General features: G+C 41.5%; 18 protein-coding genes and 2 pseudogenes. 14 read left to right on the top strand and 6 right to left on the bottom strand.

Annotated elements, in window-relative coordinates; all coding sequences use genetic code 11:
• The coding region (locus GWD08_RS06330) for an IS30 family transposase (protein ID WP_159564831.1) at positions 1 to 281 on the top strand (281 nt) is incomplete at its 5' end.
• Positions 282 to 349: 68 nt separating this feature from the next.
• On the opposite strand, the gene GWD08_RS06335 is transcribed toward GWD08_RS06330, so the two are convergent.
• Positions 350 to 1711, bottom strand: a complete 1362-nt coding sequence (locus tag GWD08_RS06335; RefSeq protein WP_159564833.1) for a Cys-Gln thioester bond-forming surface protein — start codon at positions 1709 to 1711, stop codon at positions 350 to 352.
• A gap of 237 nt (positions 1712 to 1948) precedes the next feature.
• Between GWD08_RS06335 and GWD08_RS06340 the strand changes: the two genes are divergently transcribed.
• On the top strand, positions 1949 to 3460 hold the full coding sequence (locus tag GWD08_RS06340) for a helix-turn-helix domain-containing protein (protein ID WP_159564835.1): 1512 nt from the start codon (positions 1949 to 1951) through the stop codon (positions 3458 to 3460).
• Between the two features lie 366 nt (positions 3461 to 3826).
• Here the strand turns inward: GWD08_RS06340 and GWD08_RS06345 are convergent, their stop codons facing one another.
• Positions 3827 to 5407 (bottom strand): thioester-forming surface-anchored protein, encoded by a 1581-nt coding sequence (locus GWD08_RS06345; protein WP_159564867.1) that lies wholly within the window; start codon positions 5405 to 5407, stop codon positions 3827 to 3829.
• Between the two features lie 380 nt (positions 5408 to 5787).
• Between GWD08_RS06345 and GWD08_RS06350 the strand changes: the two genes are divergently transcribed.
• Positions 5788 to 7353 (top strand): LPXTG cell wall anchor domain-containing protein, encoded by a 1566-nt coding sequence (locus tag GWD08_RS06350; protein WP_159564837.1) that lies wholly within the window; start codon positions 5788 to 5790, stop codon positions 7351 to 7353.
• 270 nt (positions 7354 to 7623) lie between these two features.
• Positions 7624 to 9273 (top strand): LPXTG cell wall anchor domain-containing protein, encoded by a 1650-nt coding sequence (locus GWD08_RS06355; RefSeq protein ID WP_159564839.1) that lies wholly within the window; start codon positions 7624 to 7626, stop codon positions 9271 to 9273.
• Positions 9274 to 9755: 482 nt separating this feature from the next.
• On the opposite strand, the gene GWD08_RS06360 is transcribed toward GWD08_RS06355, so the two are convergent.
• The 3 genes and pseudogenes from GWD08_RS06360 to GWD08_RS06370 all read right to left on the bottom strand — a co-directional run bounded on the left by GWD08_RS06360 (position 9756) and on the right by GWD08_RS06370 (position 12551).
• On the bottom strand, positions 9756 to 10439 hold the full coding sequence (locus GWD08_RS06360) for a type 1 glutamine amidotransferase domain-containing protein (protein ID WP_159564841.1): 684 nt from the start codon (positions 10437 to 10439) through the stop codon (positions 9756 to 9758).
• A 12-nt stretch (positions 10440 to 10451) separates the two neighbouring features.
• Positions 10452 to 11084, bottom strand: a complete 633-nt coding sequence (locus GWD08_RS06365; RefSeq protein ID WP_159564843.1) for a nitroreductase family protein — start codon at positions 11082 to 11084, stop codon at positions 10452 to 10454.
• A gap of 127 nt (positions 11085 to 11211) precedes the next feature.
• Positions 11212 to 12551 (bottom strand): annotated as a pseudogene (locus GWD08_RS06370) (dihydrolipoyl dehydrogenase family protein).
• A 188-nt stretch (positions 12552 to 12739) separates the two neighbouring features.
• Between GWD08_RS06370 and GWD08_RS06375 the strand changes: the two are divergent.
• The 4 genes and pseudogenes from GWD08_RS06375 (at position 12740) to GWD08_RS06390 (ending at position 18258) form a co-directional block, all read left to right on the top strand.
• Positions 12740 to 13180 (top strand): MarR family winged helix-turn-helix transcriptional regulator, encoded by a 441-nt coding sequence (locus GWD08_RS06375; protein WP_159545118.1) that lies wholly within the window; start codon positions 12740 to 12742, stop codon positions 13178 to 13180.
• 767 nt (positions 13181 to 13947) lie between these two features.
• A complete protein-coding gene (locus tag GWD08_RS06380; protein ID WP_159564845.1) occupies positions 13948 to 16503 on the top strand; it encodes a pneumococcal-type histidine triad protein in 2556 nt (851 codons plus the stop codon).
• Positions 16504 to 16922: 419 nt separating this feature from the next.
• A pseudogene (locus GWD08_RS06385) lies at positions 16923 to 17422 on the top strand (phage tail protein).
• Positions 17423 to 17523: 101 nt separating this feature from the next.
• Positions 17524 to 18258 (top strand): alpha/beta fold hydrolase, encoded by a 735-nt coding sequence (locus tag GWD08_RS06390; protein WP_159564847.1) that lies wholly within the window; start codon positions 17524 to 17526, stop codon positions 18256 to 18258.
• Positions 18259 to 18428: 170 nt separating this feature from the next.
• On the opposite strand, the gene GWD08_RS06395 is transcribed toward GWD08_RS06390, so the two are convergent.
• Positions 18429 to 20141 (bottom strand): catalase, encoded by a 1713-nt coding sequence (locus GWD08_RS06395; protein ID WP_159564849.1) that lies wholly within the window; start codon positions 20139 to 20141, stop codon positions 18429 to 18431.
• 200 nt (positions 20142 to 20341) lie between these two features.
• Between GWD08_RS06395 and GWD08_RS06400 the strand changes: the two genes are divergently transcribed.
• The 6 genes from GWD08_RS06400 (at position 20342) to GWD08_RS06425 (ending at position 23758) form a co-directional block, all read left to right on the top strand.
• Positions 20342 to 20530: a helix-turn-helix transcriptional regulator gene (locus GWD08_RS06400; RefSeq protein ID WP_159545133.1), complete on the top strand. Its 189-nt coding sequence runs from the start codon at positions 20342 to 20344 to the stop codon at positions 20528 to 20530.
• A 1-nt stretch (position 20531) separates the two neighbouring features.
• The gene (locus tag GWD08_RS06405; RefSeq protein WP_159564851.1) at positions 20532 to 21047 is read left to right on the top strand and encodes a hypothetical protein; all 516 of its coding nucleotides are present in this window, start codon (positions 20532 to 20534) and stop codon (positions 21045 to 21047) included.
• A 42-nt stretch (positions 21048 to 21089) separates the two neighbouring features.
• A complete protein-coding gene (locus tag GWD08_RS06410) occupies positions 21090 to 21539 on the top strand; it encodes a GNAT family N-acetyltransferase (protein WP_159564853.1) in 450 nt (149 codons plus the stop codon).
• Positions 21540 to 21758: 219 nt separating this feature from the next.
• On the top strand, positions 21759 to 22172 hold the full coding sequence (locus GWD08_RS06415) for a PaaI family thioesterase (protein ID WP_159545138.1): 414 nt from the start codon (positions 21759 to 21761) through the stop codon (positions 22170 to 22172).
• Positions 22173 to 22331: 159 nt separating this feature from the next.
• Positions 22332 to 22988 (top strand): ABC transporter ATP-binding protein, encoded by a 657-nt coding sequence (locus GWD08_RS06420; protein WP_159548755.1) that lies wholly within the window; start codon positions 22332 to 22334, stop codon positions 22986 to 22988.
• Positions 22985 to 23758: an ABC transporter permease gene (locus tag GWD08_RS06425; RefSeq protein ID WP_159564855.1), complete on the top strand. Its 774-nt coding sequence runs from the start codon at positions 22985 to 22987 to the stop codon at positions 23756 to 23758. The genes GWD08_RS06420 and GWD08_RS06425 overlap by 4 nt, the downstream gene beginning before the upstream one ends.
• The last annotated feature ends 186 nt before the right edge of the window (positions 23759 to 23944 follow it).

The following is a 23944-nucleotide window of genomic DNA, read 5'->3' on the forward strand; positions in this document are numbered from 1 at the left end:
CTATTGCATCCATCACAGCGGATAATGGTTCTGAGTTTAGTTTACTCTCAAACTTAGAAGCTGTTGACGTTTACTTTGCACATCCCTATTCTTCACACGAGAGAGGAACAAACGAGAACTTCAATGGGCTCCTCAGAGAATATGTCCCTAAAGGAGTCTCACTTAATCCACTAACCTCTGAAGAACTTGACAGTTATATTACTGCCATCAATGAGCGCCCAAGACGACTTCTTCAATATCAATCCTCAAAATTCCTGTTTGAGCTATCCCGAACAGCTTAACCTCTGGAACTCTAGTTATCTATGAACTGGTTGCACTTGACTTGACAACTTACGAGTCAGCTATTTTATTATTTCGTTTTAAACTTTCTTTTAAAAAGAGGTAATAAGGGAATTAATAAAATAGTTACGGCACCCATGAGACTGAATAAACCTAATTGTTTTTTCTCTTTTGTTTGTGGTAAGGTGACCTGTTTGCTTATTTTGTTGTTGAGAGTGTTATGATTTGGCTTTTGGATACTATTGATGTTACTGATATTACTGATATTACTGATATTGTCTGCTTGGCCGACCATTTCTGATTGAGGATTCCCAAAGGTTGTAATTGGTTGACCTTGGCTACCTGCCATAATATCAGAAACCTTCGTTGTTCTCTTACGTGTTTGGCAACCCATGTTACTTAATAGGGCATCATAGCTTTGCTCTCCTATTGATTTATTGTTGGGTTGACGGAACATTGGACTATTGCGGATGCCCCTTTTAAGACCAAAGCTGGTAGATTTTCTTGGCAGATAAATTCGATCACCACCTATAATCATTCTCAAATCAGCTGCTGTTAGTTCTTTATATTTTGGCATATGCTTTTTAGGAATCTTAGGACTATTTAGCTCAAAATGCATTTTAGGTTTGGCCTGCTCATGCCCGGTTTTGCGGAATGCTACAGACTCTGGGTATTTAAATGTTCTTTGCTCAGCTTTTCTGAACAGACCAGACGTTGCTTGTAGTTGGCTAGGCTTTTCTTTTGGAGGCATTACCCTAGTTCTCAAAATGTTTTGGCAGTGTTTTCTTTTTCCTGGTCTTTGATTTGCCCTTTTCGAGCTGTCAGATGTTTGATTGGTTGTAGTTGGTGGTGCATGTGTAGCTCCATGAATTAAATAGTCAAATGCGGCTCTCTCTTTCTTGCTAAGTTTTGTAGTAAGAATAGTATCTGGGTCTTTTAAATGATGACTAAAATGCCAAAGGGCTAATAGGGTTACTTTGTGACTGGATTTTTCGTCAAGACCTTTTAACTTTTTAACAGTTGGATAGCCCCTTTGTAACACAGATATGAGTGCTTTTTCCATAGCGCTCGCTGTTTTTGTTCGATTAGCCTTTTTCCTAACCGTAGCTGGCAATTGTGGGCCATTTTTGACTAATAGCCTATTGAAGAAGGCTTTATCTTGTCCTCCTTGAAAGGTTGTTTGGTCTTTTTTACTATCTGGATGGTGATGAGGTTGCTTAAAATAATACACAACATAGTGAGCTTTCGAGGAGTGCTTTGGGGCATGTGTCAGTGCTGGTTGTAATAAGAAGGATGACTTAGCTTTTGTCCCAAGGTCATGTCTAAAATAGGGTTTGAGCCTGAGATAGAGACTTTCTTTTGTGACGTTTGCTGGAAGTACAAGGTATACTGGGGGAGTAAGCAGTATTTTTATTAATATTTTTCTTTTCATTCTATTATTTTACTCTCCTTATTATAGTATTATTAACAAATTTGTAATAGAAATAGTTTACTTTATTGAAAAATGGGAATCAATATATTAAGAGTGATTTGCTTATTGTTTTTCAACTGAGAATAGTCTATAATGTAAGAATAAATGTTTGAATATTTAGAAAATACAAAATTTACTTGAATTTTCAAACAAAAGATATTATATTAAAGAGAGTATGATTTATTTTAGGAGAATGCTTTGCTTGAAAATTATGTCGAAAAATCGATTAGTCGTCAGATTATAATGATGAGCTTATTATTTGATAAAAAAGTGCTTCCGCTAGAAATGATTCAATATAAGACAGGCCTATCACCGTCTAAAATTAAAGACTGCATCAAGCGATTAAGTGAACTATTTGAAGGTAAGATTAAATTTAAATGTGATAAAACGAAGATCAGCTGTATAATCTTGTCCAAAGAGCCTTTTGATGCCTTTCATATGATCTATAGTCAATCCATTAGGCTGCAAGCCCTTAAATTTTTACTACCAGTCGCTCCCAAGAATAGGATCAAATCAGTATCTCGTTTTGCTAAGGAACATTTTATTTCTACGCCATCAGCTTACCGTATTATTCAATATATGGTTCCTTTTATAGAAGAATGTGGTTTTAAACTAGAAGACAATAATATTGTAGGCGAGGAGTGGCGTCTGCGTTATCTGATTGCTCTTTTGCATGCTAAATTTGGGATTATTACCTATAATATTTCTGATGAGGATTTGCATTTTATCCATGAATTTGTCTTTTCTACTAAGCGTAAGAAGAGTCCACACCCTTTGTTGGATAAGAAATACTTATTCTTTGATGTGTTATTAACCTTATCATGGAAACGCAGGGATTTTACTGTTGCAATCCCCCACCAACCCATTTTTACAAAGTTAAAGGAACTGTCCATATATACTTATTTTGACCTTTTCTTCAATGAAAAAGGCAGGGCACTCTTGAATGTGGATTTCCCAAACCATGAGATTGACTATATTTTTCTAGTGTACTTAACAGTCAATAATGCTTTGGTGATAACAGAATTTTCTGAAGACGATTTTGCAAAGCTATTTCCCATTATCCAAGAAGATCGCCGCTACGGCGAATTGCTGACGGAGCTAAGCTTATTGTTTAAGCAGTATATTGTCTTTGATCGCAACTGTATTCGCACTCTATTACCTTATATTCGTAAAACGTTATTTGATTTGCAGTGTTTTATTCCTTCAAAGTACTATTATTCAGCAGAATACCACGGGAACCAAAAACTGCTTGAGCGCTTAACCTTACTGATTAATAATTGGATCAAAAGTAACTCAGGAGGAGGCAATCTAACCTCTGCCAACTTACATTTATTGTGCCTGCGCTTAGAGCAGCTTATCAAAGAGAATCTCCCGCCTCTAGTAATAGCAGTAGTGGAAATTAATAAAAGGAATATGGACATCCTGTATAGTTTAGTCTTTCAGTATGCTCATATCAATCAAGTTAAGGTTCAGTCATTTAACGTTTTATTAGATTCGTACACATTTGACGAACAAACCACGGATTTGATTATTACAACAGCAGAATTAACGTCTTTTATAAAGGAACGGTTGAACTTAAGTCAAAGGACAAAAGTCATGGGGCTTAACTTTGATTTTATTGATGCTCAATCAGATGATGTACTAGAGGTTATACGAGAGCTAAGGAAACAGCAATTTCAAGATGCCATCAATTGTATCCTAGATGATTAGAGAAAAAAGATTGTAGGAGGCGCACAGGACACAATGGCCATAGGGTATGGCCTAAGCTAGCGCAGCTAAAGTCAGCTCAGCTAGCACTTGCCAAATTTGTGGCTGCTGGTCTGACACGGACCAACAGACGGTAGATTGTTAAAGGAAATCTAAAGCAAGCCATAAGAAAGTTGTCACAGCCTGAACAAACAGAGCTTGGAATATTTGGCACACGTGATATTGGGTGCTTACCTTGCACACAAGCCTACCAACTAGTGAAACGCTGCACATGGGAACAAAAAAAGACAAACGTCAAAAATGAGGTTTGTCTCGTTTCTGTATCTGCGAAAGCTATACCACAAAAGTACTGTTAAGCTTGCATTACTTTTAGTTATTATCCTTAAAGGGGTATTTGAAAATAGCTCGTAAGGAAATGAGTAAGAGAATTACTGGCATTAGGAGGCTTAAAAGCAAATGCTCTTGATCTGACGTTTGAGGTAGGCGTCTCTCCTTACCAGCTTGCTTTGTGTCGCTATCAGCTGTTGAATGCTCAGCGTCTTCAAGAGTTGTTAATGGGTCGCAGGAGCCAGACATGCCTGCTGAGCTATGTTCAGAAATATCGATCACGTGACCTTGTCCGCCTAGGATAACATCAGGTTGTTTGGTGTCGTCAGTCTCAGTGGCGTTGCCGGACTGGCCGCTCATCCCGCCTTGGGTAGACTCAGATGTTTCAATAGGTTGCCCTTGGCTTCCCATTATGACCGTTGGTTTTTGCGTATCTTCGGTTTCTGTTTGGCTAGCGCAGGAGCCAGACCTGCCTTCTTGCGTGTCTTGTGTTATTTCAATGGTTGGGGTATGGCCGCCTGTTTGTCCAGCTTGCTGCGTTTCCCCAGCTTCCCCAGCTTCCCCAGCTAGTTTACCTCCGTGGCCCATGATATGAGGAATCTTAGAATCTTCTGTTTCAATTAGAATCTCTGACTGGCCAGGGTATTTTTCAGTGCTATTATGGTTTTTAGTGATTAGAGGTGACTGCTCGCCTTCAAGACCTTGTAGGGGGCTATCATTTTTACCCCAAGTACCAGGCATTTGCGGAGCACCAGCCTCCACCTTTTCCCCAGCAGGATAATGAGTATCTCCGGCTAAGTCAGCTAAACCACCTCCTTGTCCTATAATAGGAGTATTGCTTTCTTCCAATGTTTCAACGCTTCCTACACCACCTGAAATGATACCGGAAAGGTTGTCCTCTTCGAGTAAAAGAAGATTACTATGAATTTCTGTTTCAGAAGCTGGTATTTTAGGTATCAAAGTCGAACCGAGCAGGTTTTGGTAATTATAACGATGCTCTGTTCCACCTGATTTATAAATATATAAATCTAACGTTTGTTTTTTCTGGGATTCATCTAAATTAGGATTTTCCCCAGCGGCAATTAAATTCTGAAGTGCTTTATCTTCTACGTCGCTTAAGCTATAGTTTTCTTTAAAATGACTTTTGGGAAAACTATCAGTGAAATACCAAATGGCTAATTGAGTGATTTTTCTACTGGAAGTTTCGTCAAGATTTTCAATATTTTTAACAGTCGGATAGCCTTTACTTAGAACTGCTACCAAAGCACCACCAATATCATCAATTTCTTTTTTGTGATCTGGAGCATGTTGCTTAAATATACTATCATAACCCAATTTTTTCTCATATATGGGTAAATCATTATAAGGAGCTCTTATCTCATTAAAATTATTGTATGTAGCTTCCCATTGATCTGGCCAATGTTTCTCTTTGTTAAAACAATACACCACATATTTATCTTCAGTGCTTCTCGTTGAGTTGTCCTTTGGTGTTACGTATAAAAAGAAGGGTGATTGGTTTCTTGTTCCATCATTCCACCCGTAATAGTCCTCTGCCCAGACTTGTAAGCTTCCTCCGGCAGAGCTTATGGAAAATATAAAGCATGCTGCAGAAGCAGCCAGCATTTTTCTTAATGATATAGCCTTCAATGAGTTCCCCTCTTATGTCTCCTTTGCGATTGTTTATAAACAGACCTAGTTTACCTTATTAGAAAATAGGAATCAATTTTTTAGCATTACTTTTTTTATTGTTTTTTTACTTAGGAAAACAAATACTATAAGCATAAAAGGTTAACTCCCCTGTTATTAGCAATTCCGGATATTTAGCACTCTAAGTCAGCAGATTTGGGCATTAGGAATCCAGTGATAGCTTAATGGAATCGCTACCGCCTTTTTGTTCTTAAATTTTGTTTTTGTTTAAAAAAGTGACCTTTAATATATATATATATATATATACTGTTTCTTGCTGCAAACTAGCAGAAAAACGAGAAGGAGATGAAGAGAAGATGGCGAAACATCATTGGACGAAAAAGGCGGTGCTCGCAAGCCTCATCGTCAGTGCAGGATTATTAAGCAATCCAGAGGTCGTGAAGGGGGAGGACCAATTTAATCAGGAAAGAGCGCGTGCAAGTGAATTGAATCGTGAAGTTCTTGAACTTTCTAATAAAATAGAAGAGCAGCTTCGTAAAATTTTAAGGGCTAATAGTATAGTAAAGTTTTCAGAATTAAAAGCATTAAACGATAGTGTCAGAGAAAACATAGATGATATCACTAATCAAGAAAAACTACTAACTCTTAGAGAAGTATTTGATAAAGCTGTTGAGGAAGGAATTGAGTTTAAAAAGGAAATAAAGGAACTAACATCCGAAGTTAAACAAGCTCAAGAAGAAGCTAAAACTCTAAAATCTGAGCAAGAGAAAATTAAGGCTCAATTGGCAAACTCTAACAAGGCTAATACTGAGTTGCAAGCTAAAGCTAAGGACTTACAGGTACAAGTAGAAGAGAAAACTCAAAGCTTGAAAGAAAGTCAAGACAAGGTTACCGAAGCGACAAAACAAAACTCTGAGTTACAAGCACAGCTTGAACAAGGTAAGAAAGAAGTTACTGACTTGCAAGAAAAGCTTCAAGCAACTGAAGCATCTAATGCCGATAATAGTGAAGCTAAAGCAAAATTAGAACAAGAGTTAGAGAAGAAAAAAACCGAGGTTGCTGGACTTGAGGGTCAAGTCGCTGAGTCAACTAACAGACTTAAAGACGCTGAAGCTAAAGTGGCTGACTTGACCAATCAAAAGGCTGAGATTGAAGCTAAGCTACAACAACAAGGTGAGCTTAGCTCCCAAGAAAAAGCTAAACTTGAGCAAAACTTACAAGATGTTCAAGCTAAAATCACTGAAAAAGAAGATGCGATTAAAGCTTTAGAAGACAAACTAACAGCTACTGCCAAATCAATGAAAGCCCTGGAAGATGCTAAAGCTCAAGTTGAAGAGAAGCTTAAAAATCAAAGTCAGCTTAGCGCTCAAGAAAAAGCCCAGCTTGAAAAAGACCTGCAAGACTTGATGGCTAAGCTTGATACGCTTAAGAAAGAGCATGGCAAAACTCCGGATATGCCTCAGACTCCTGAGACGAAGCCTGAGGATCAGCCAAAAGCACCAAGCACGCCAGAAACACCTCAAAAACCCGAAGATACACCGAAAACCCCAGGCGCTCCAAAAGCTCCACAGGTGCCTGAGGTCAAACCAGACACTGAACCAGAGGATAAACCGCAAGCCCCAGGTAAGCATAGTGTGCCATGGACAGTGTTGACTCCAGCGACTCCAAGCAAGGATGCCAACGCTAAGAATGCCAAAGACAGCAAAACCACACAAGCACCAGCTGACAAGCAAAATAAAGACCAAGCAGCTTCTGCTAGCACACCAAGTCAAGTACTACATTCTGTTAAGCCAGTATCAAATGCTCAACACAGAGCTAACCAATTACCTACCACTGGTGAAGCTGCTAGCTTCTTCACAGCTGCTGCTCTGTCTGTTATTGCATCCGCAGGTGTCCTTGCACGCAAACGAAAAGAAAACTAGTCAGATTTGGCTTACATTTCTACCTCATAACCTAAAAACTTAGTGATTAGCAAAATGACCTTCTACAATAGCCGTGGGAGGTCATTTGTGCTGGTTTTAATCACAGTTGCCACTTCCTAAAGAGTCTGTTACATTACCCCTTAAAACGCTTTCTATTGGTTGAATCATAAGTTTAAAACACCTGAAATTACTGACCTTCAATATATATATATATACTGTTTCTTGCTGCAAACTAGCAGAGAAACGAGAGAAACTAAGGAGAAAAAAGAAATGGCAAAAGGTCATTTGGGGAAAAAAGCAGTACTCGCAAGCCTCATCGTTAGCGCAGGATTGCTAAGCAATCAGGGAGTCGTGAAGGGGAACAGCGAAAGTCCTTTGACAAAACATGCGTTGGAGTTCTCTAATAAAGCTAAACAGCTTTCTGCCACCCTTACTAATTTATCTGGTCGTGCAATAAGTAATGGATCAGTCAATACAACTAATGTTCAGCAATATTGGTCAATATTTTCAGAATTGGAAGCAGAGCTAGAAAAGATTACCCATGAGAAAGATTTAATCAATGCCCGATGGGCGCTTGATCATGCTCTTGGAGAAACAATTGATTACAGGAAAAAGCTTGACAAACAGACTAAAGAGAATGAGAAATTAACTTCAGAGATTGAAAAAGCAAAAGAAAAGAATGAAAAGCTAAAAGCTGAACAAGAAAAAGTTAGAGCTCAACTAGCAGACTCAACCAAGGGCAATATTGAGTTAAAAGCTCAGATGGAAAAACTTCAAGAAGAAACTAAAGCAACTACTCAAAAACTCCAAGCAAGTGAAGACAAGGTTAAGGAACTTGATCAGCAAGTATCTGACGCAACACAAGAAAAACAAACTTTGCAAACACAGCTTGATAAAGAGCGGAAAGAAGCTACTGAGTTACAAGCCCAACTTCAAGCAACTGAAGCATCTAATACTGAAGCTCAAACTCGATTGAAACAAGAGTTAGAGGCAAAGAATGCTAAAGTTAGTGAGTTAGAAGATCGAGTGACCGAATCTACTCAAAAAGTTAAAGAGCTAGAGGAGGCTCAAAAAGACGCTCAAGCTAAAGTGGCTGACTTGACCAATCAAAAGGCTGAGATTGAAGCTAAGCTACAACAACAAGGTGAGCTCAGTGCCCAAGAAAAAGCTAAACTAGAGCAAGACTTACAAGATGTTCAAGCTAAAATCACTGAAAAAGAAGAGGCTATCAAGGCACTAGAAGACAAACTAACAGCTACTGCTAAAACCATGAAAGCTTTGGAAGATGCTAAAGCTCAAGTTGAAGAGAAGCTTAAAAATCAAAGCCAGCTTAGCGCTCAAGAAAAAGCGCTGCAAGACTTGATGACCAAACTAGAAGCTCTCAAGAAAGAGCATGGCAAAACTCCGGACACACCTCAGACTCCTGAGACGAAGCCTGAGGATCAGCCAAAAGCACCAAGCACACCAGAAACACCTCAAAAGCCCGAAGACACACCGAAAACCCCAGATGCTCCAAAAGCTCCACAAGTGCCTGAGGTCAAACCAGAAGAAAAACAAGACAAGCCAGGTGCACAAACACCTCAGGCTAAGCCTGAGAAACACAGTGTGCCATGGACAGTGTTGACTCCAGCGACTCCAAACAAGAATGCTAAAGACAACAGTGGCAAAAATGGCAAAGACAGCAAAACCGCACAAGCACCAGTTGACAAGCAAAACAAAGGCCAAGCAGCTGCTACTAGCACACCAAGTCAAGTACCGCATTCTGCTAAGCCAGTATCAAATGCTCAACATAGAGCGAACCAATTACCTGCTACTGGTGAGGCGCCTAGCTTCTTCACAGCTGCTGCTCTGTCTGTTATTGCATCTGCAGCTGGTATTATGACTGGTAAGCGTAAAAAAGATCAATCTAGAGATGCTTAACCTTCGCTACAAAGTCTAAACTTTAGTGATTAAACGGTTGGAGACTCTACCAACTGCTCATTCCAAAAACCAGCTTTTTTTCCGATAGCACTTCTTGGAAAAAAGCTGGTTTTGTTTATAAAATTCGGCAATGTCAAGGCAGCTTGACCTGATCACCAAACCACAAGTTTAAAAATAAAACGAAATATGACCTCGGGAGTCTATGCTGCAGATTGAGGGCAGACTAAGCTTATCATGTTTTTGCACATAACACACTCTCCAATAGCCAGTGTGGGCTTACCTACCCACGATAAAAATGATAGCACTAGCTTTCTGCTGTGCCATTATTCCCTAAAGCATTAGCTTTTTGATAAAACCATCGTCAAAAAAACCATCTGTTGAGACCTTGCGGCTCATAGCAGATGGTTTTTGCTGTCTTATGTATAGTGATGTTATTCCTCGTAGGGCTTGATGTAGAGAAGTCGTTTAGGGTTTGCTGTTGGTTAAGCTTTTGCTAGGTAGTCCACAATAGCTTGCGCTAAGGCTTTGGCCGATTGTGGATTTTGTCCGGTAAAGACTCGGTGATCACTAGCTACGGTACTTGTGAATGGTTTACCAACTCTGACCGTGGCCCCACCTTCTCTGAGTGCACTTTCTGCTAAAAAGGGAACCATGTCTTGGGTACCATTTTTAGTTTCTTCTTCATTGCTAAAACCGGTCACTTCTTTATCAGCGATGAGGTTTTTTTCAGCAGCATCTTTGATAGGAAGCAGTCCAACAACACCGTGACAGACGGCAGAGACAATGCCTCCTTGGTCATAGATTTGGCTGGCTATTGTGGCTAAGGTCTCGGAATGCGGGAAATCCCACATGGTACCATGACCACCGGTATAGTAAATAATATCGTAGTCACTAGCTGTTACTTGATTGGGTGATAGCGAAGCGCCGAGGATTCGGTTTTGGAAGTCAGCATTACGGTAGTAAGCTAAGGAAACGTCATCCATATCTGCTAAGCTATTAGGATCCAAGGGAACATAGCCCCCTTTTGGACTGACAACGTCAATCGTGTAGCCAGCCTTTGAAAAGACATCATAGGCATGCGTTAATTCACTTAGCCATAAGCCAGTTAAGCGATCGGCGTCACCGTAAGTACCAACATTTGTCACAACCATTAAAACTTTAGTCATAGCAGCGCCTCCTTAATAAAATTTGGTAATATCTTTAGCATCTAATCGAACAGACTCGTAGCCTTTGTCCTTGGCGACACCCATAGCCACAATCACCACAGGCACATAGCGTTCAGGATCTAAATCAAATGCTTGAGCTAGCTGATCTTTTTCGAATCCACCAATAGCGTTGGTGTCATAGCCATGAGCGCGTGCCACTAGCATGAGCTGCATGGCAAGCAAGCTGGCATCAATATGCACAATATGTGACATTTCTTCACGGCTAGCATTATCATAAGTCGGAACAATCTTAGCTAATTGCTCTTGCTTAACAGCCTCTGGCATCTTATTTTCTTTAACTGCTTTGCCATAGATTTCTTCAGCCCTTTCTTGACTGCGCATATCACCAAAAATAAGGATCATCGCAGCTGAGGTCTCATTTTGTAAGGTGTTAAAACGAATCAGAGGTTTTAACTTAGCCTTAGCCTCAGGGCTTTCGACTATGACTAAACGCCAAGGTTGCATGTTAACAGATGATGGCGCCTTGGCTGCTTCATCAATCATTGTTAGCATTTCATCTTTTGAAATTTTGATTTGTGGGTCAAAAGACCGGATGGAACGACGTCCAAATAAGAGGTCGTCAAATTGATTGTTTTTAAATGACATATAACCGTCCTTTATATTTTTTTAGAGAATGGATGATAGCTACATCACTAGCACTGGACACATCTAGCAGCAGGTGTGTGCTAGTCGCTGAGCAATTTGTAATTTGTGCTAAGCACCGTGTGAGTTTTTACTCATTTAAAGCTTGAATCAAGCTAGTGAGGACACCGCTAGAAACACCAGGGAAGGCAAAAATCATTGCATTAAGCTCTTTAGCACTAAGGCCTTGGTTAATGATCAGAGTGAGTAGGTTCACCATTTCCCCTGCTTCACCGCCTAGCATAGTAGCTCCTTTGAGGGTTTTATCACGCCCAATAACCAGTGTTAATTTAGCATTTTCTTCGAGTTTTGTTTGGAATTTTAGTTGTTGACCAAATGGAATATCAACCACCCGGTAGTCATCAGGGTGAGCCTTAGCTTCGTCATTTGTTACGCCGACTTGTGATAGGCGTGGCATAGTAAAGACAACATTTGGAATAGCTGGGTATTGGATAGGATCACTATTTCCTAAAATGACAGAAGCGATATAGTTTGATTCGAAAGTAGCAGTTGGTGTTAATTTTGGAATTTTTTTAGAAACCACATCACCTGAAGCAAAGATATTTGGCACAGCTGTTTGCAAGTGATCATTAACCACAATGCCACCACGGTCTGTTTCAATACCTAAGGCTTCTAGTCCCAAATCTTCCGTGTTAGCAATGCGACCTGTCGCATCAAGGATATAGTCGGTTTCTACGGTTAATCCTGAATCCGTTTTAACCACATAACTGCCATCATCTAAGGCTGTGGCTTGCGTAACTGCTTCGTTAAAGTGGAAGACAGCTCCTTCTTCGGTTAGGGTATCAACAATTGTTTGCACGTAGTCTTTAGGGTAGGCAGCGAGTGCACGGTCACCAAACTCAATAATGTGAACTTCTGTGCCTAATTTGGTTGCCATAGTAGCAAACTCTAAGGAAATAATCCCAGCTCCGATGATAGTCATGCGTTTTGGCATCTTATCTAGACTCAAAAAGTCACGACTGTCATGAAATTGCTCATTGCCAGGCACATTGAGACGCGCAGAGCGTTGACCTGTCGCAATAACGATTTTATCACTGGTGATTTCTTGCTTGTCCACACCGACCGTATGGTCATCAATCAGATGTCCTTTGCCTTTGATCAAATCAATGCCTTGCGCCGCAAATAGTTGTTCCATAGCTGGTGCGTAGCTATTGATCTATAGTCCATTAATTTTTCCCAAGAAATGTGACCAGAAGTTGCGATACCAGCTTTTTCATAACGAGAAAGTCCATCTAGATACTCAAAGGGGCTCTCTAGCAAGAACTTGGCATTACAACCATAGTTGGTACAGGTACCAGCCGTTAAGTCGCTTTCAATAATCGCAACTTTTTTACCAAATTTTCTAAGCAAAATGGCAGCGTGCCATGATGCATGTCCAGAACCTATAAAAGTAACGTCATATTGATACATATCTTTCTCCTTTTTTTGAAATGGTGGTCCCTTAAGAGTTGTTTAAACACTCAAGAGATGGTAATATTAAATGCGTACATAAGTCGTGCACGATTTATTTAACACAAATTTTAGTATAGTTAAGATTTTTTGTCAACGATTAGACATTTCTGCTATGATATATCCTATATAAAGACCAGGAGGGGCGTATGACATCAGATTTAAAACTTTCACAGCAACTCTGTTTCTCATTTTATACTATTAATAAACTGTTTCACCAACTCTACAAGCAGGTGTTAATGCCTTATGATTTGACCTATACCCAATATTTGGTTTTATTAGTATTATGGGAGAAAAATGACCGGCAACTACACGAAGTGGGAGAATGCCTCAATCTGGCGAGCAATACGTTAACACCATTGCTTAGGCGGCTCGAACAAAAGCAGCTCATTACAAGAGTACGCTTAGAGACCGATAAGCGCCACCTGCACATTCACTTGACCAGTCAGGGGTTACAATTATACCAGCAGCTGCAACCAGAAATCACTGATTTTTTTGCACAACTCCAGGTACTAGAGGATTATCAGCATGATCAGCTACTGCAAAATAACCAAAAACTGATTAAACTATTAGAAAATCGTTTAAGCTAGTCCCGAGCTAGAAAGAGCTTAGCTATTACCTAAAAGCAGTAAGAACCTGCGAGGAGCTTTTCTCTCTTAGGAATCAAGCTCTCAGAGCACAAAAAGGCCAAGAGCTTCCATGAGGTGCTTGGCTAAAAGGTGGTACGTCTGCTAGCTGGTGTGGGGCTGCCTGTTTACCAGTCAAGGGCAGTGTCTTTTTTAGACAAAGCACGTGTGTCACTGTCGCTGGCCACTGATTTTTCCGCTGATTTTGCAGCTTAAAGTTCTACTAGTATGTGCTTTCTAGGTGTCTGGCAGTGTTCAGACAATGAAGTACTAGTAGGCAAAGCTGACATTAAAAAACGCTTTCAAAAGACTAAAAAATCTCTGGCGAAATTGGAATGAGATGGTTAAAAAATAAGATAAGTTGCTCATCTAAGCCGCTATTTTATGGTCATTTCCTTATTTAGTTTGAATTTTTCAGAATTGTCTTATGATTACGGGCCTGGTCTGGCTGTTTCTGCTGGGCGTGCTGGTTGGCAGGAAGGGGAGAATTTCCTTAGGAAATTGACGTGGTTTGTAAGCAATAATATTTAATTTTTAGCATTCATTTAGTTAATCTTATTTTTAATTAATAACAAACAATCTAAAAGTTCCTTGCCTTGTGCCCTTTTAATTAGCAATGGCCGGGCCTGCGCAGCTATTTTTGCTAGAAAACCTTTGTTACAAACCAATAAATGAGACCAAGTTTTTGACCCTAATTAACGACATTACTTATTATATTAAGGAGATTTTAATTGAACAAAACGTCACGACACAAGCGTCTTTTGTACTTGGCTGGAGTGCTCTTGAGCTGTAACCTTGCTTTGACAGCTTGTTGGTCACCTAATCAAAAGCAAAATACACAGGAGCCTAAAAAGCACCAAAAAGTTTCCAAAGCTAAAAAAACTAAGCAAAAGAAGAGCACAAAAAAATCTTCCCGTAAAGAAGTTGCTGGGATTGATAAACCAACTGATGATGGTTTTTTATTAACCAGTGAATCGCAGATTGAAGGAAGAACAGATCTAGGAATCATTGTTAAACATGGTGATCACCAACATTTCTTCTTTTATTCTGATTTGAAAGGGACCAAGTGGGCCTACTTAATTCCTAAAGATTATAAAGAAGGACCAAAAGCTAGTTATGCACAGTCTCATCACAGCAATGCTCATGCTGGATTTGGGCAAACAGGAGACGGCTACGTCTTTAATCCTAAAGATATTGTCGCTGAAGATGCTAATGGCTATACTGTTCGTCATGGTGACCATTATCACTATATCCTTAAATCTAGTCTTGGTGTACCAACCTTGCAGCAGATCGCGTCTAGCAACCGTCATATCCCGGCAGCGCCACCAACCCTTTATCGTAAGGGCGGTATACCAGGAATTGATTTTAAAACAAGTGATGGCTTTTTATTTGATGGCAAAAACATCAGTGGGATAACGTCAACGGGGATCTTGGTCAAGCATGGTCAACACTACCACCCAATTAGCTTTGAAGAGCTAAAACATAGTAAGTGGTCACACCTGGTCGATCGCTATAAGCCAAACAAACCAGCTGTTAAGCCAGCAGCTAATGCTGACGAAGCAGACTATCAAGCTAAGCGTGCTTACTTGGCCAAAGAGCTGCATATCGATCCATCACGGATTACCAAGGTGGTGACCGATGGTCAGGTTGGTTTAGAATATCCGCATGAGGATCATAAGCACGTTGTGCTACTCAAGGATCTTGATATTCATAAGCCTTTTGAGACGCCAGAAGATCATATTCTGCGTCAGGAAAAGGGTGAAAGCTTTGAGCAACGTAAGGAACGCCTCATCAAGGAATACATGGAGCACTTCAAAGTTAAACGTGAAGACATTACCGTTGATGGCAACTACATGAGTGTGCGTCATGGTGACCACGCTCATGTCTACAAGATTGACCCAAATCTACCAGATGACCCTGAACGGGATGTCAAAACAGAAACTACTAACCTTGAAGCGGAAGACCAATTGGTTTATGGGCCACTTTATAGTCCAAATTCCACCGAAAATCTCAGCCGTAATGGCGTGTATGCCAAATACAAACCAGCTGGTATCAAAAACATCAAGAACTTTGTCTTGTTAACCTTTAACACCAATAGTCATGATGGGGACTTGCTGGTAAATGGCCAAAAGACCAAGCGTGTCTATTATCTGGTGCGTAAGGATCTGGACTGGAGTACTCTCAAAATCCAACGTCCACAAACCATTACACATGATGGCCGGATCTTTAAGGGCTGGAGTGAGGACCTACCAACCTCTGGTATCATGGCGCGTGAAAATAAAGGCTACTATGCTGACTTTTCAAAAGAACTGAATAAGCCAACCAAGGAAGTCTACGGACCTAATGACAATACAAAAGACATTGATCTGTCCAACTATGTGCCGATCCGTTACACGACCTTAGCCAATGGTAAACTGCAACTTGGGGATAAGTTACAGGGTGGTTTTATCTACTTTGTCAACCCTGAATTGACTTGGCGTCAAGCAAAAATTAAGGGTCTTGTGCTACCAAAACCAGTACCAAATGCGGGCTATGAATTTATTGATTGGCGGACAACATCTATCGGCGATGATGGCGATGATAGCAAGGTCAGCGTGACAAATAGCTTAGCAGCTTTTGGCTCAACTGCTCCATACTTAGGCCCATACCAGGCTAAAAACCCTGCTAATCCAACAGATAAGCATGACCCAAGTCGTCACCGCAATTACTACTGGCATAATCCAGACCACTATGTGGCTGTGGCCTTTAAGGTAGATGGTGATGGACAGTTAGTCAGCTCAGCTGGCCGGGGTAAGACCTTGGTTTATCTGGTCCGCAAGGGCATGAGCCTGACGCAAGCTGGTATTTTGGCTCCAGCTTCCCAAGGTCAAAATGGTGCAAGACTTGATCCAAATGCTTCAAGCAAGATTGATTATTCAGCGCCAGTCAACCAAGACACCACCTATACATTTACCTTTAAAAAGACTGTAGACAAACCGGCTGCGAAAAAACGCGAAACGGTTAAACCAGCTGCTCCGGCTGAACCAGCTAACAAGGCAGCAAAAGCCGATGAAGCCAAAGAAGCAGATAAGCCTAAGGCAGCTGAAACCTCTCCTTCAAAAGCACCTGCAGCGCAAAGCCCAGCGGCACCAGCGGACTCTCCTCTTAAACCCGAAGTGCCTCAAGTGACTGAGCCAGCAGGCGATACTAAGGAAGAAGGTCATTATCCAACTTTTGAAGACTTAGCCGGTGGCCCTGTTGATATTAATCTAAATAATATTGATCCAAATAATCCATTCTTTTCCTAAGCTAGTCTAAGCTAAAAAGCTTGTTAACCATGTCTACCACCATGGTTGATAAGCTTTTTTTGCTTGCCTCAGCTGCCAGCCGGGCCCCTGTCATTGCAAGCTTTGCTGCTCAGGCATACGAAACAGCCACCTGCAGTTTCAGATATTGAGGTCTGGTTCAAAACGGTGCAGGCCGATTTTTGCTGTCTCCTGACCTTGCTAATTTTTTTGCTGGCACTTGGGAAACAAAATGGTGCAGGGCTATAGCAGGCTGTCTCCTCAAGCTGGCTATCACAGCGCAGCGATTTCCCTTCAAAAAGGCACCCTTTTTGCGAATGGGCGCTGGGATTAGCTAAAAAGTCAGGCATCATGCGGAGTATCGGTGGTGTTTTAGTGTATAATGGGTCTATTAAAGATTTTGAAATTTATGGAGAACTGAGATGAGAATTGATTTTAAGCAGGTTTCGACCCAAGGTATAGAGAGCTCGCCGGTGGCTTAGGCTTTAGCGGGCCTACGCGCCAATGAGGCACGCTATTTTTGGAATAAATTTAAGCTGCCCTTTGAGACTGGCCCAGTGAGTGAGCAGCCTGAGGTGATGGCAGATATTGCTAGGCTTCTAAAAGAGGAGCGGGATTTGGTTTTTGCGGCTAGACCTTTGGAAATTGCCCAGCAGTTAGTGGAGGGCGGATTCTATGGACGCATGTATTTTATGAAGATGGCTTAGCCATCAATGTTCTGTATGAATTAGACAATCCTAAAAAGCGGGCAGTTGGTTTGAAGCTGTCCGATGGGATGGCTATTCCGGCTGAATTAGTGGAGACATTTAAGTTTGCCCGCCAAAAATCAAAGCTAGCAGGAACGATTCGTGGCTCTTACTTTACCTTGAAGGGGGATCATCAAGCCATGATTGATCGCTGGCTCGAGCACTTAAAAAAATAAGACCGTACGTGACCTGCTAAAGTATTAGAGGTTGGGATTTCTGGGCCTGTTAGTGGTATAATAAGGTGAGTAAAGGCTTATGCTCAGGGAGGATGATCACCATGAAAGAGCGATTTGAAGACGGGGAGTTTTTTATCTTGTCTGATGGGACGCCGCTATATTATCAGCAGCTTGGTCAGGGTCACCCGCTTTTGATGCTGCATGGTAATGGAGGGAGCCATCATTATTTTCGTGGGCAAATAGCCGCCCTAGCCCAGCACTTTCGGCTGATTTTGGTGGATTGTCGCGCCCGCGGTGCCAGTGGCAACCACAAGCATGCCCTGACCTTTGCCATGATGGTCGAAGATATGCGGGAGCTTTTAGATTTTTTAGGAATCGCAGAGCTGTCTATCTTAGGCTTTTCTGATGGTGCCAATATTGCCTTGCTTTTTGCGCACCGCTATCCCAAACGCATCAAAAAACTAGTCCTGAATGCACCAAACACCCGCTTTTATGGTACCCGTTTTAGCAATCAATACCATGCTTATCTTAAGGTTGGTCTAGCCTTTTGCCAACGCTGGCTTTCTGAAAGCCACTACCAGCGTTACCTCATTAGTCGGCTCTTGCTGGCTAATCTGCCTCTGGATAAGAAAGACTTGCAAGCATTGAATCGGCCCTGTCTCTTAATCGTCGGTCAAAAGGACATGATTAAAAAAAGCCATAGTCAACGATTAGCGACTAGTTTGCCTAACTGCCAGTTTATTGAAGTACCTGCAGCTAGGCATACTTTTGCAAAGGCTAAGCCTGAGCTCTTTAATCAATTGCTAGTGCCGTTTTTGCTTGATCAACAAACGTAAATGGCAGCAAGGCTATCATGTAATGAAAGCTTGAGTTGATAGCCATTTACAGATATGTGATGTCTACTATCTAAAACCAGGATACCAGTTTCGTTTTTGAAGACGAAGCTGGTATCCTGGTTTGTTTTGTCTTGCTCTGGCTGAAGCTTATCTGCTTATCAGATCAGGCTTTATAAGAGATAGGGGTCGTTTTCCCAAGAGCTGAGGTCTTTAGGGTTTGCCACATTGGTATCACGCCCTTGGATTGGTAAGTCCTTGGCAGATTCGGGGTTGGCTGGTTGACTTGGTTTTTGCAAGTGTTGGTAACGAGCATTGTCTTGGTCGTGCTCTTTGCGTGATTTGTGTTCCATTGGTGTTAAATCAACATCCTCAAGTTTGATGCCAAGGGCCTTAGCTAGTCCTTGGCCATAGGCTGGATCAGCTTGGTAACAATGGTTAATGTGACGGTATTTAATTTGCAGACTGGCATCACCCATGTTACGTGCCGTATTTTCACATAGGACTAATTGCTGTTCAGGGGTCATAGCCCGAAAGAGTTGGCCAGGTTGAGTGAAGTAATCATGGTCATCTTCGCGAAAATCATAGGCAAAAACATCACCGCCTTCTTGTGGGGGTTCTTTTAGCTCAGGGTGATCAAGCCAGTTTTCATAAGAATTGGGCTGATAGTGGTTTTCTGAGCCCAAGTTGCCATCAACTCGCATTTGACCATCACGATGGAAGGAGTGGTAGTGCTTAACACCTCGTGGGTAATTGACGGGAATCTGATGATGATTGACGCCTAAGCGGTAACGTTGAGCGTCAGCATAGGCCATTAAACGTGCCTGGAGCATGCGATCAGGTGAAAAGCCAATGCCAGGAACGATATTAGCTGGAGAAAAGGCGGCCTGCTCAACATCGGCAAAGTAGTTTTCTGGATTACGGTTGAGCTCAAACTCCCCAACTTCGATCAAAGGAAAAGCTTTTTTGTACCAAATTTTGGTTAGATCAAAGGGGTTATAAGGTAGGGCGCGTGCTTCTTCTTCGGTCATAACCTGAATGTACATTTTCCATTTTGGATATAGGCCCTTTTCAATGGCCGTATAGAGATCGCGCTGTGCTGCTTCGCGGTCTTTGGCCACGACTAGTTCTGCTTCTTGATCGGTGAAATTTTGAATTCCTTGTTGAGAACGAAAGTGGAATTTCACCCAGACGCGCTCATTTTGAGCATTAATGAGGGAATAAGCGTGGGAAGAAAAGCCGTGCATATAACGAAAAGAAGAAGGGATGCCACGATCAGACATGGTAATTGTTACCTGGTGGAGCGCCTCAGGTAGTGAGGTCCAAAAGTCCCAGTTGGTATTTGGTGAGCGCATGTTAGTCCTTGGGTCACGCTTGATGGCATGATTAAGATCAATGAAATGCTTGCCATCTCTAAAGAAGAAAACTGGAGTATTATTACCAACCATATCCCAGTTGCCTTCTTCGGTATAGAATTTAAGGGCAAAGCCACGAATATCACGTTCTGTATCAGCGGCGCCTCGTTCGCCAGCGACAGTGGAAAAGCGGGCAAACAGTTCAGTCTGCTTACCAAGCTCTGAGAAAATGCTTGCTTTGCTATAGTGACTAATGTCATGGGTTACGGTAAAGGTCCCAAAGGCGCCTGAACCTTTGGCGTGCATCCGACGTTCTGGGATGACTTCGCGATTAAACTGAGCTAGTTTTTCCTGTAACCAGACATCTTGTAACATGGCGGGACCACGCTTTCCAGCAGTCATGGTATCTTGGTTATCTTCGACGGGTCGGCCAGCAGCAGTGGTCATGCCTGGATATTTGCCAGTGCGGGGATTTTCTGAAGCTAAGGGATCGCCGAGCCCATTTTTGGTTCTTGGATCATATGATGTCATTATTTACCTCCTTTGTGACGTCTTAACAAGGTATTTAACATCAACATCAGTTGTCACCTTGATTATAACAAAAGAAAGCGATTACTTGAAAAATAAAGCTGCTTATTTTTAGCGTGCAATCAGATGTCGCTTATAATTGACAGGCTTAGCCTAAAGCGTTATACTGGATATGTCAATTATATTTGACAGGAAAGATGAAAATGAATCGTGTAAGAGAATATCGTCAAGCTCTAGGCTTGTCACAACTACAGTTAGCTAGGATGATTGCAGTATCACGGCAGACGATTAATATGATTGAAAATGCTAAATACAACCCGTCATTGGACTTATGTTTACGGCTTGCAAAGGCCTTACAGACAGATTTAAATAGACTATTTTGGGAGGAGTAATATGCAAGAGCGTAATTGGTATCTGACACTGTTAACCTTATTTTATGACATTTCAGCTGATCTTGATGAGCTGACGCAGAGAGAATTAATGACCTTTGGTCATAATATGTACCTGCTATTTTCTGTGGTGATTTTCCTGCGCCTGGTCTGTGAGCTCTTTGGTTATGGCCAATACATTGATTTACTGCTGGTCTTAGTTTTTGTTTATGCACAGTTTAAACAGGAACGTTTAATTAAAAGCTTGCACTTAGACCGGCTAGAAGTCAGCCAAGCAGAGCTTTTGTCTGCCAAGAAAAAACAGACAAAACGAGCTTTTTACAAGGCTCTTGTTGTTGGCAGTCTGACCTTCTTGCTCTCTTTGCTCTTTTGGCATACGACAGTTATCGTGGATAGCGAGATGGATAAGAACAGCTTCTTTCTTGTTTTCACACCGCTTGCCACACTCTTGTTCACCTTGGCTAGCTTTTGGCTTTTTGTTCGTGAGTTGCAAAAAAAGATTGTTGTTATTGAAGACTAGTCCTGGTTTAGAGCAGGTGTTACATAGTAGTGAGGTAGTGATATGATTCGTTTAGCTCAAGTTGCAGATGCTCCTCAGTTGCAACGCATCTGTGAACAGGCGCTTGGCTACCCAGCCAGCCTTGAATTGGTCGAGCAGCAACTGTTGAAATTATTGCAAGATAGGGATAATCATATGATTTTTGTTGCGACAAAAGGATGTGACGGGACAGAGCAAGTGCTTGGCTTTGTCCATGCGCAGCGCTATGAGACTTTTTATACTGAGAGTGGTGTCAATATCCTTGGTTTAGCCGTTTTACCGACCCATCACCATCTGGGAATTGGTCGCGCCTTAATGGCTAAGATTGAGCACCTAGCAAGCCAAAAAGGCTTGGCCTTTGTTCGGCTTAATTCTGGTTCACAGCGCAAGCAAGCCCATCATTTTTACCAGCGGTTGGGGTATCGTTCAGATAAGCTGCAAAAGCGGTTCCTTAAGAAGCTGCCTATGGATTGATGATGGTGGTTCTTGTGGTCTAGCTAATGCTGTTAGCTAGGCTTATGCTTGAGCTAGGCTTAAGTCTGTAAAGGCTTGGCCCATGTCAGGCTCGTTTAGAAGATAGGAGGCGTTTTTGGACGCCTTTTTTGGTGCCTGGCGTGAGCGATTTAAGAAAAAACAGGGGCTTTGTAGTATAATAACTTTTGGGCTTTTTTGAGCCAGAAATGGAGGAGAGAGATGAAAAAGACCTTTACTTTTTCAGAAATTATTGCTTTTGATAACTATGAGATTGAAGCGGTTACACCCGGTGATGTCATGGTTAAGACTAAGGTAACAGCCAGTGCTTTGAATTACCATCATACCGCGCATGGCGGCTATTTATTTGCCTTGAGTGATCAGATTGCAGGTTTGGCTAGTGTGTCAACGGGCTATGATGCTGTGACACAACAGGCCAATATACATTATTTACGACCTGGTAAGCTTGGTGATTGTCTGCATATTCACGGGATTTGTCTTCACAATGGCCGTACGACTAAGGTTGTGGAGGTAACGATTACTAATCAGGCCCAAAAAACCTTAAGTAAGGCTAGTTTTACCATGTTTGTAACAGGTAAGCGGCAAGAAGAGACTGGAGTGACTCAGCAAAGCTAGTGTTTCGTTTTTTAGCAATTAAGCAAGGAAGCTGGAAATTTTCTGGCTTTTTTGGCTATTTATAAGGCGTCAAACCTGACAATTTGGTTAAATGGTGTTAAACTATTATTGAGAATGATTATAAATAAGCAATTTGCTATCTCTAGGTAAGGAGTCAATATGTCTTTTTTAGAATTTAAACAAGTCCAATTTGACGCCGACGATAAACAAATCCTAAAGGATATTTCCTTTACAGTAGATCAGGGGGATTTTGTTTCGATTGTTGGCCCTTCAGGAAGTGGGAAAAGTACCCTTTTGAAATTGGCCAGTGGCCTGATTAGCCCAACCAGTGGTCAGGTGCTTTTTAAAGAGCAGTCCTTGGAAGCACAAGACCCGATTGCTACTCGAAAGACTATTTCTTACTGCTTTCAAGCACCAAATCTATTTGGTGACACAGTAGAAGATAACATTGCCTTTCCTTTTACTATTCGCCATCAAGAAGTTAATCAGACCCGTGTTGCTGAGCTCTTTAAGCTCTTACAAATGGATACTTCCTATTTGAAGCAAGAGGTGACAAAGCTCTCTGGTGGTGAGAAGCAGCGGATCGCTCTGATTAGACAGCTCTTGTTTGAACCCAAGGTTTTGCTTTTAGATGAGGTGACCTCTGCGCTTGATGCCGCCAATAAGGGCATTGTGGAAGAGGTCATTCAGTCTTTGCATGATAAGGGCTTAACCATTCTTTGGATAACCCATGATGAGGAGCAAAGCCATAAGTTTGCTAATAAGTTGTTAACGATTAAAGAAGGCCAAGTGGCATCTATGGAGGTACTTAAATGAGCGGCGCAAATTCAATTTCAGTAACGTCACTTCTTATGGCTTCATCGCTGGTTTTGATTACCCTCTTTTTCTCATACTGGCAAAAGCTACGTTTGGAAAAAGAAATCCTTGTCGGTGCGGTGCGAGCAGTCGTCCAATTGCTCTTAGTCGGCTTTGTCTTGAATTATGTATTTGGCTATGAAAATCCGATTTTTACGACCTTATTATTGCTCTTTATGATTATTAATGCTTCCTACAATGCTGCTAAGCGTGGTAAAGGGGTGGCACATGGTTTTCAGATTTCCTTTGTGGCTATCACACTAGGTACGGTCATTACCCTTTCAATGCTCATTTTTTCAGGCATCCTTAGGTTTGTGCCCAACCAAATGATTCCTGTTGGGGGGATGATTATCAGTAATTCCATGGTTGCGATTGGCTTGTGCTATAAGCAATTATTAGCAGACTTTAAAAGCAGACAAGAAGAAGTGGAAACCAAGTTAGCCTTAGGAGCAGATATTTTGCCAGCTTCTATTGATATTATTCGTGATGTCATTAAGACTGGGATGGTGCCTACTATTGATTCAGCAAAAACGTTAGGGATTGTTTCTTTGCCAGGTATGATGACCGGGCTAATTCTTGCTGGGACATCGCCCATTCAGGCAGTGAAGTACCAAATGGTAGTTACCTTTATGTTGCTTGCGACCACATCAATCGCCTCCTTTATCGCTACCTATCTGGCCTACCGTCTTTTCTTCAACAAGCGCAAGCAATTGTCCATAAAACACCAGTAAGTAGCCAAAACCAAGCTTAGGGGTGGAGGTGGCAACTGGACAGGTCAAGAATAACTGAAACATTGAGTAGTTTTCATAAGCTATTAGGCAGTTTAAGCAGGCGAAGGCCACAAAAACATGCAGCGAGAAACTTCTCTGCGGATGGTGTGGTGTAATTGTCTAATTCGCTTGACAATTCACAGAAAA

This window comes from Streptococcus halichoeri, from assembly GCF_009870755.1.
Classification (GTDB): Bacteria; Bacillota; Bacilli; order Lactobacillales; family Streptococcaceae; genus Streptococcus; species Streptococcus halichoeri.

Bases quoted from the DNA above. Each gene is read 5' to 3' on its own strand.
- GWD08_RS06395 (WP_159564849.1), bottom strand. From the start codon at position 20,141: ATGACATCATATGATCCAAGAACCAAAAATGGGCTCGGCGATCCCTTA.
- GWD08_RS06350 (WP_159564837.1), top strand. From the start codon at position 5,788: ATGGCGAAACATCATTGGACGAAAAAGGCGGTGCTCGCAAGCCTCATC.
- GWD08_RS06425 (WP_159564855.1), top strand. From the start codon at position 22,985: ATGAGCGGCGCAAATTCAATTTCAGTAACGTCACTTCTTATGGCTTCA.
- GWD08_RS06345 (WP_159564867.1), bottom strand. From the start codon at position 5,407: ATGCTGGCTGCTTCTGCAGCATGCTTTATATTTTCCATAAGCTCTGCC.
- GWD08_RS06390 (WP_159564847.1), top strand. From the start codon at position 17,524: ATGAAAGAGCGATTTGAAGACGGGGAGTTTTTTATCTTGTCTGATGGG.
- GWD08_RS06405 (WP_159564851.1), top strand. From the start codon at position 20,532: ATGCAAGAGCGTAATTGGTATCTGACACTGTTAACCTTATTTTATGAC.
- GWD08_RS06335 (WP_159564833.1), bottom strand. From the start codon at position 1,711: ATGAAAAGAAAAATATTAATAAAAATACTGCTTACTCCCCCAGTATAC.
- GWD08_RS06365 (WP_159564843.1), bottom strand. From the start codon at position 11,084: ATGTCATTTAAAAACAATCAATTTGACGACCTCTTATTTGGACGTCGT.
- GWD08_RS06375 (WP_159545118.1), top strand. From the start codon at position 12,740: ATGACATCAGATTTAAAACTTTCACAGCAACTCTGTTTCTCATTTTAT.
- GWD08_RS06415 (WP_159545138.1), top strand. From the start codon at position 21,759: ATGAAAAAGACCTTTACTTTTTCAGAAATTATTGCTTTTGATAACTAT.
- GWD08_RS06410 (WP_159564853.1), top strand. From the start codon at position 21,090: ATGATTCGTTTAGCTCAAGTTGCAGATGCTCCTCAGTTGCAACGCATC.
- GWD08_RS06355 (WP_159564839.1), top strand. From the start codon at position 7,624: ATGGCAAAAGGTCATTTGGGGAAAAAAGCAGTACTCGCAAGCCTCATC.
- GWD08_RS06360 (WP_159564841.1), bottom strand. From the start codon at position 10,439: ATGACTAAAGTTTTAATGGTTGTGACAAATGTTGGTACTTACGGTGAC.
- GWD08_RS06400 (WP_159545133.1), top strand. From the start codon at position 20,342: ATGAATCGTGTAAGAGAATATCGTCAAGCTCTAGGCTTGTCACAACTA.
- GWD08_RS06420 (WP_159548755.1), top strand. From the start codon at position 22,332: ATGTCTTTTTTAGAATTTAAACAAGTCCAATTTGACGCCGACGATAAA.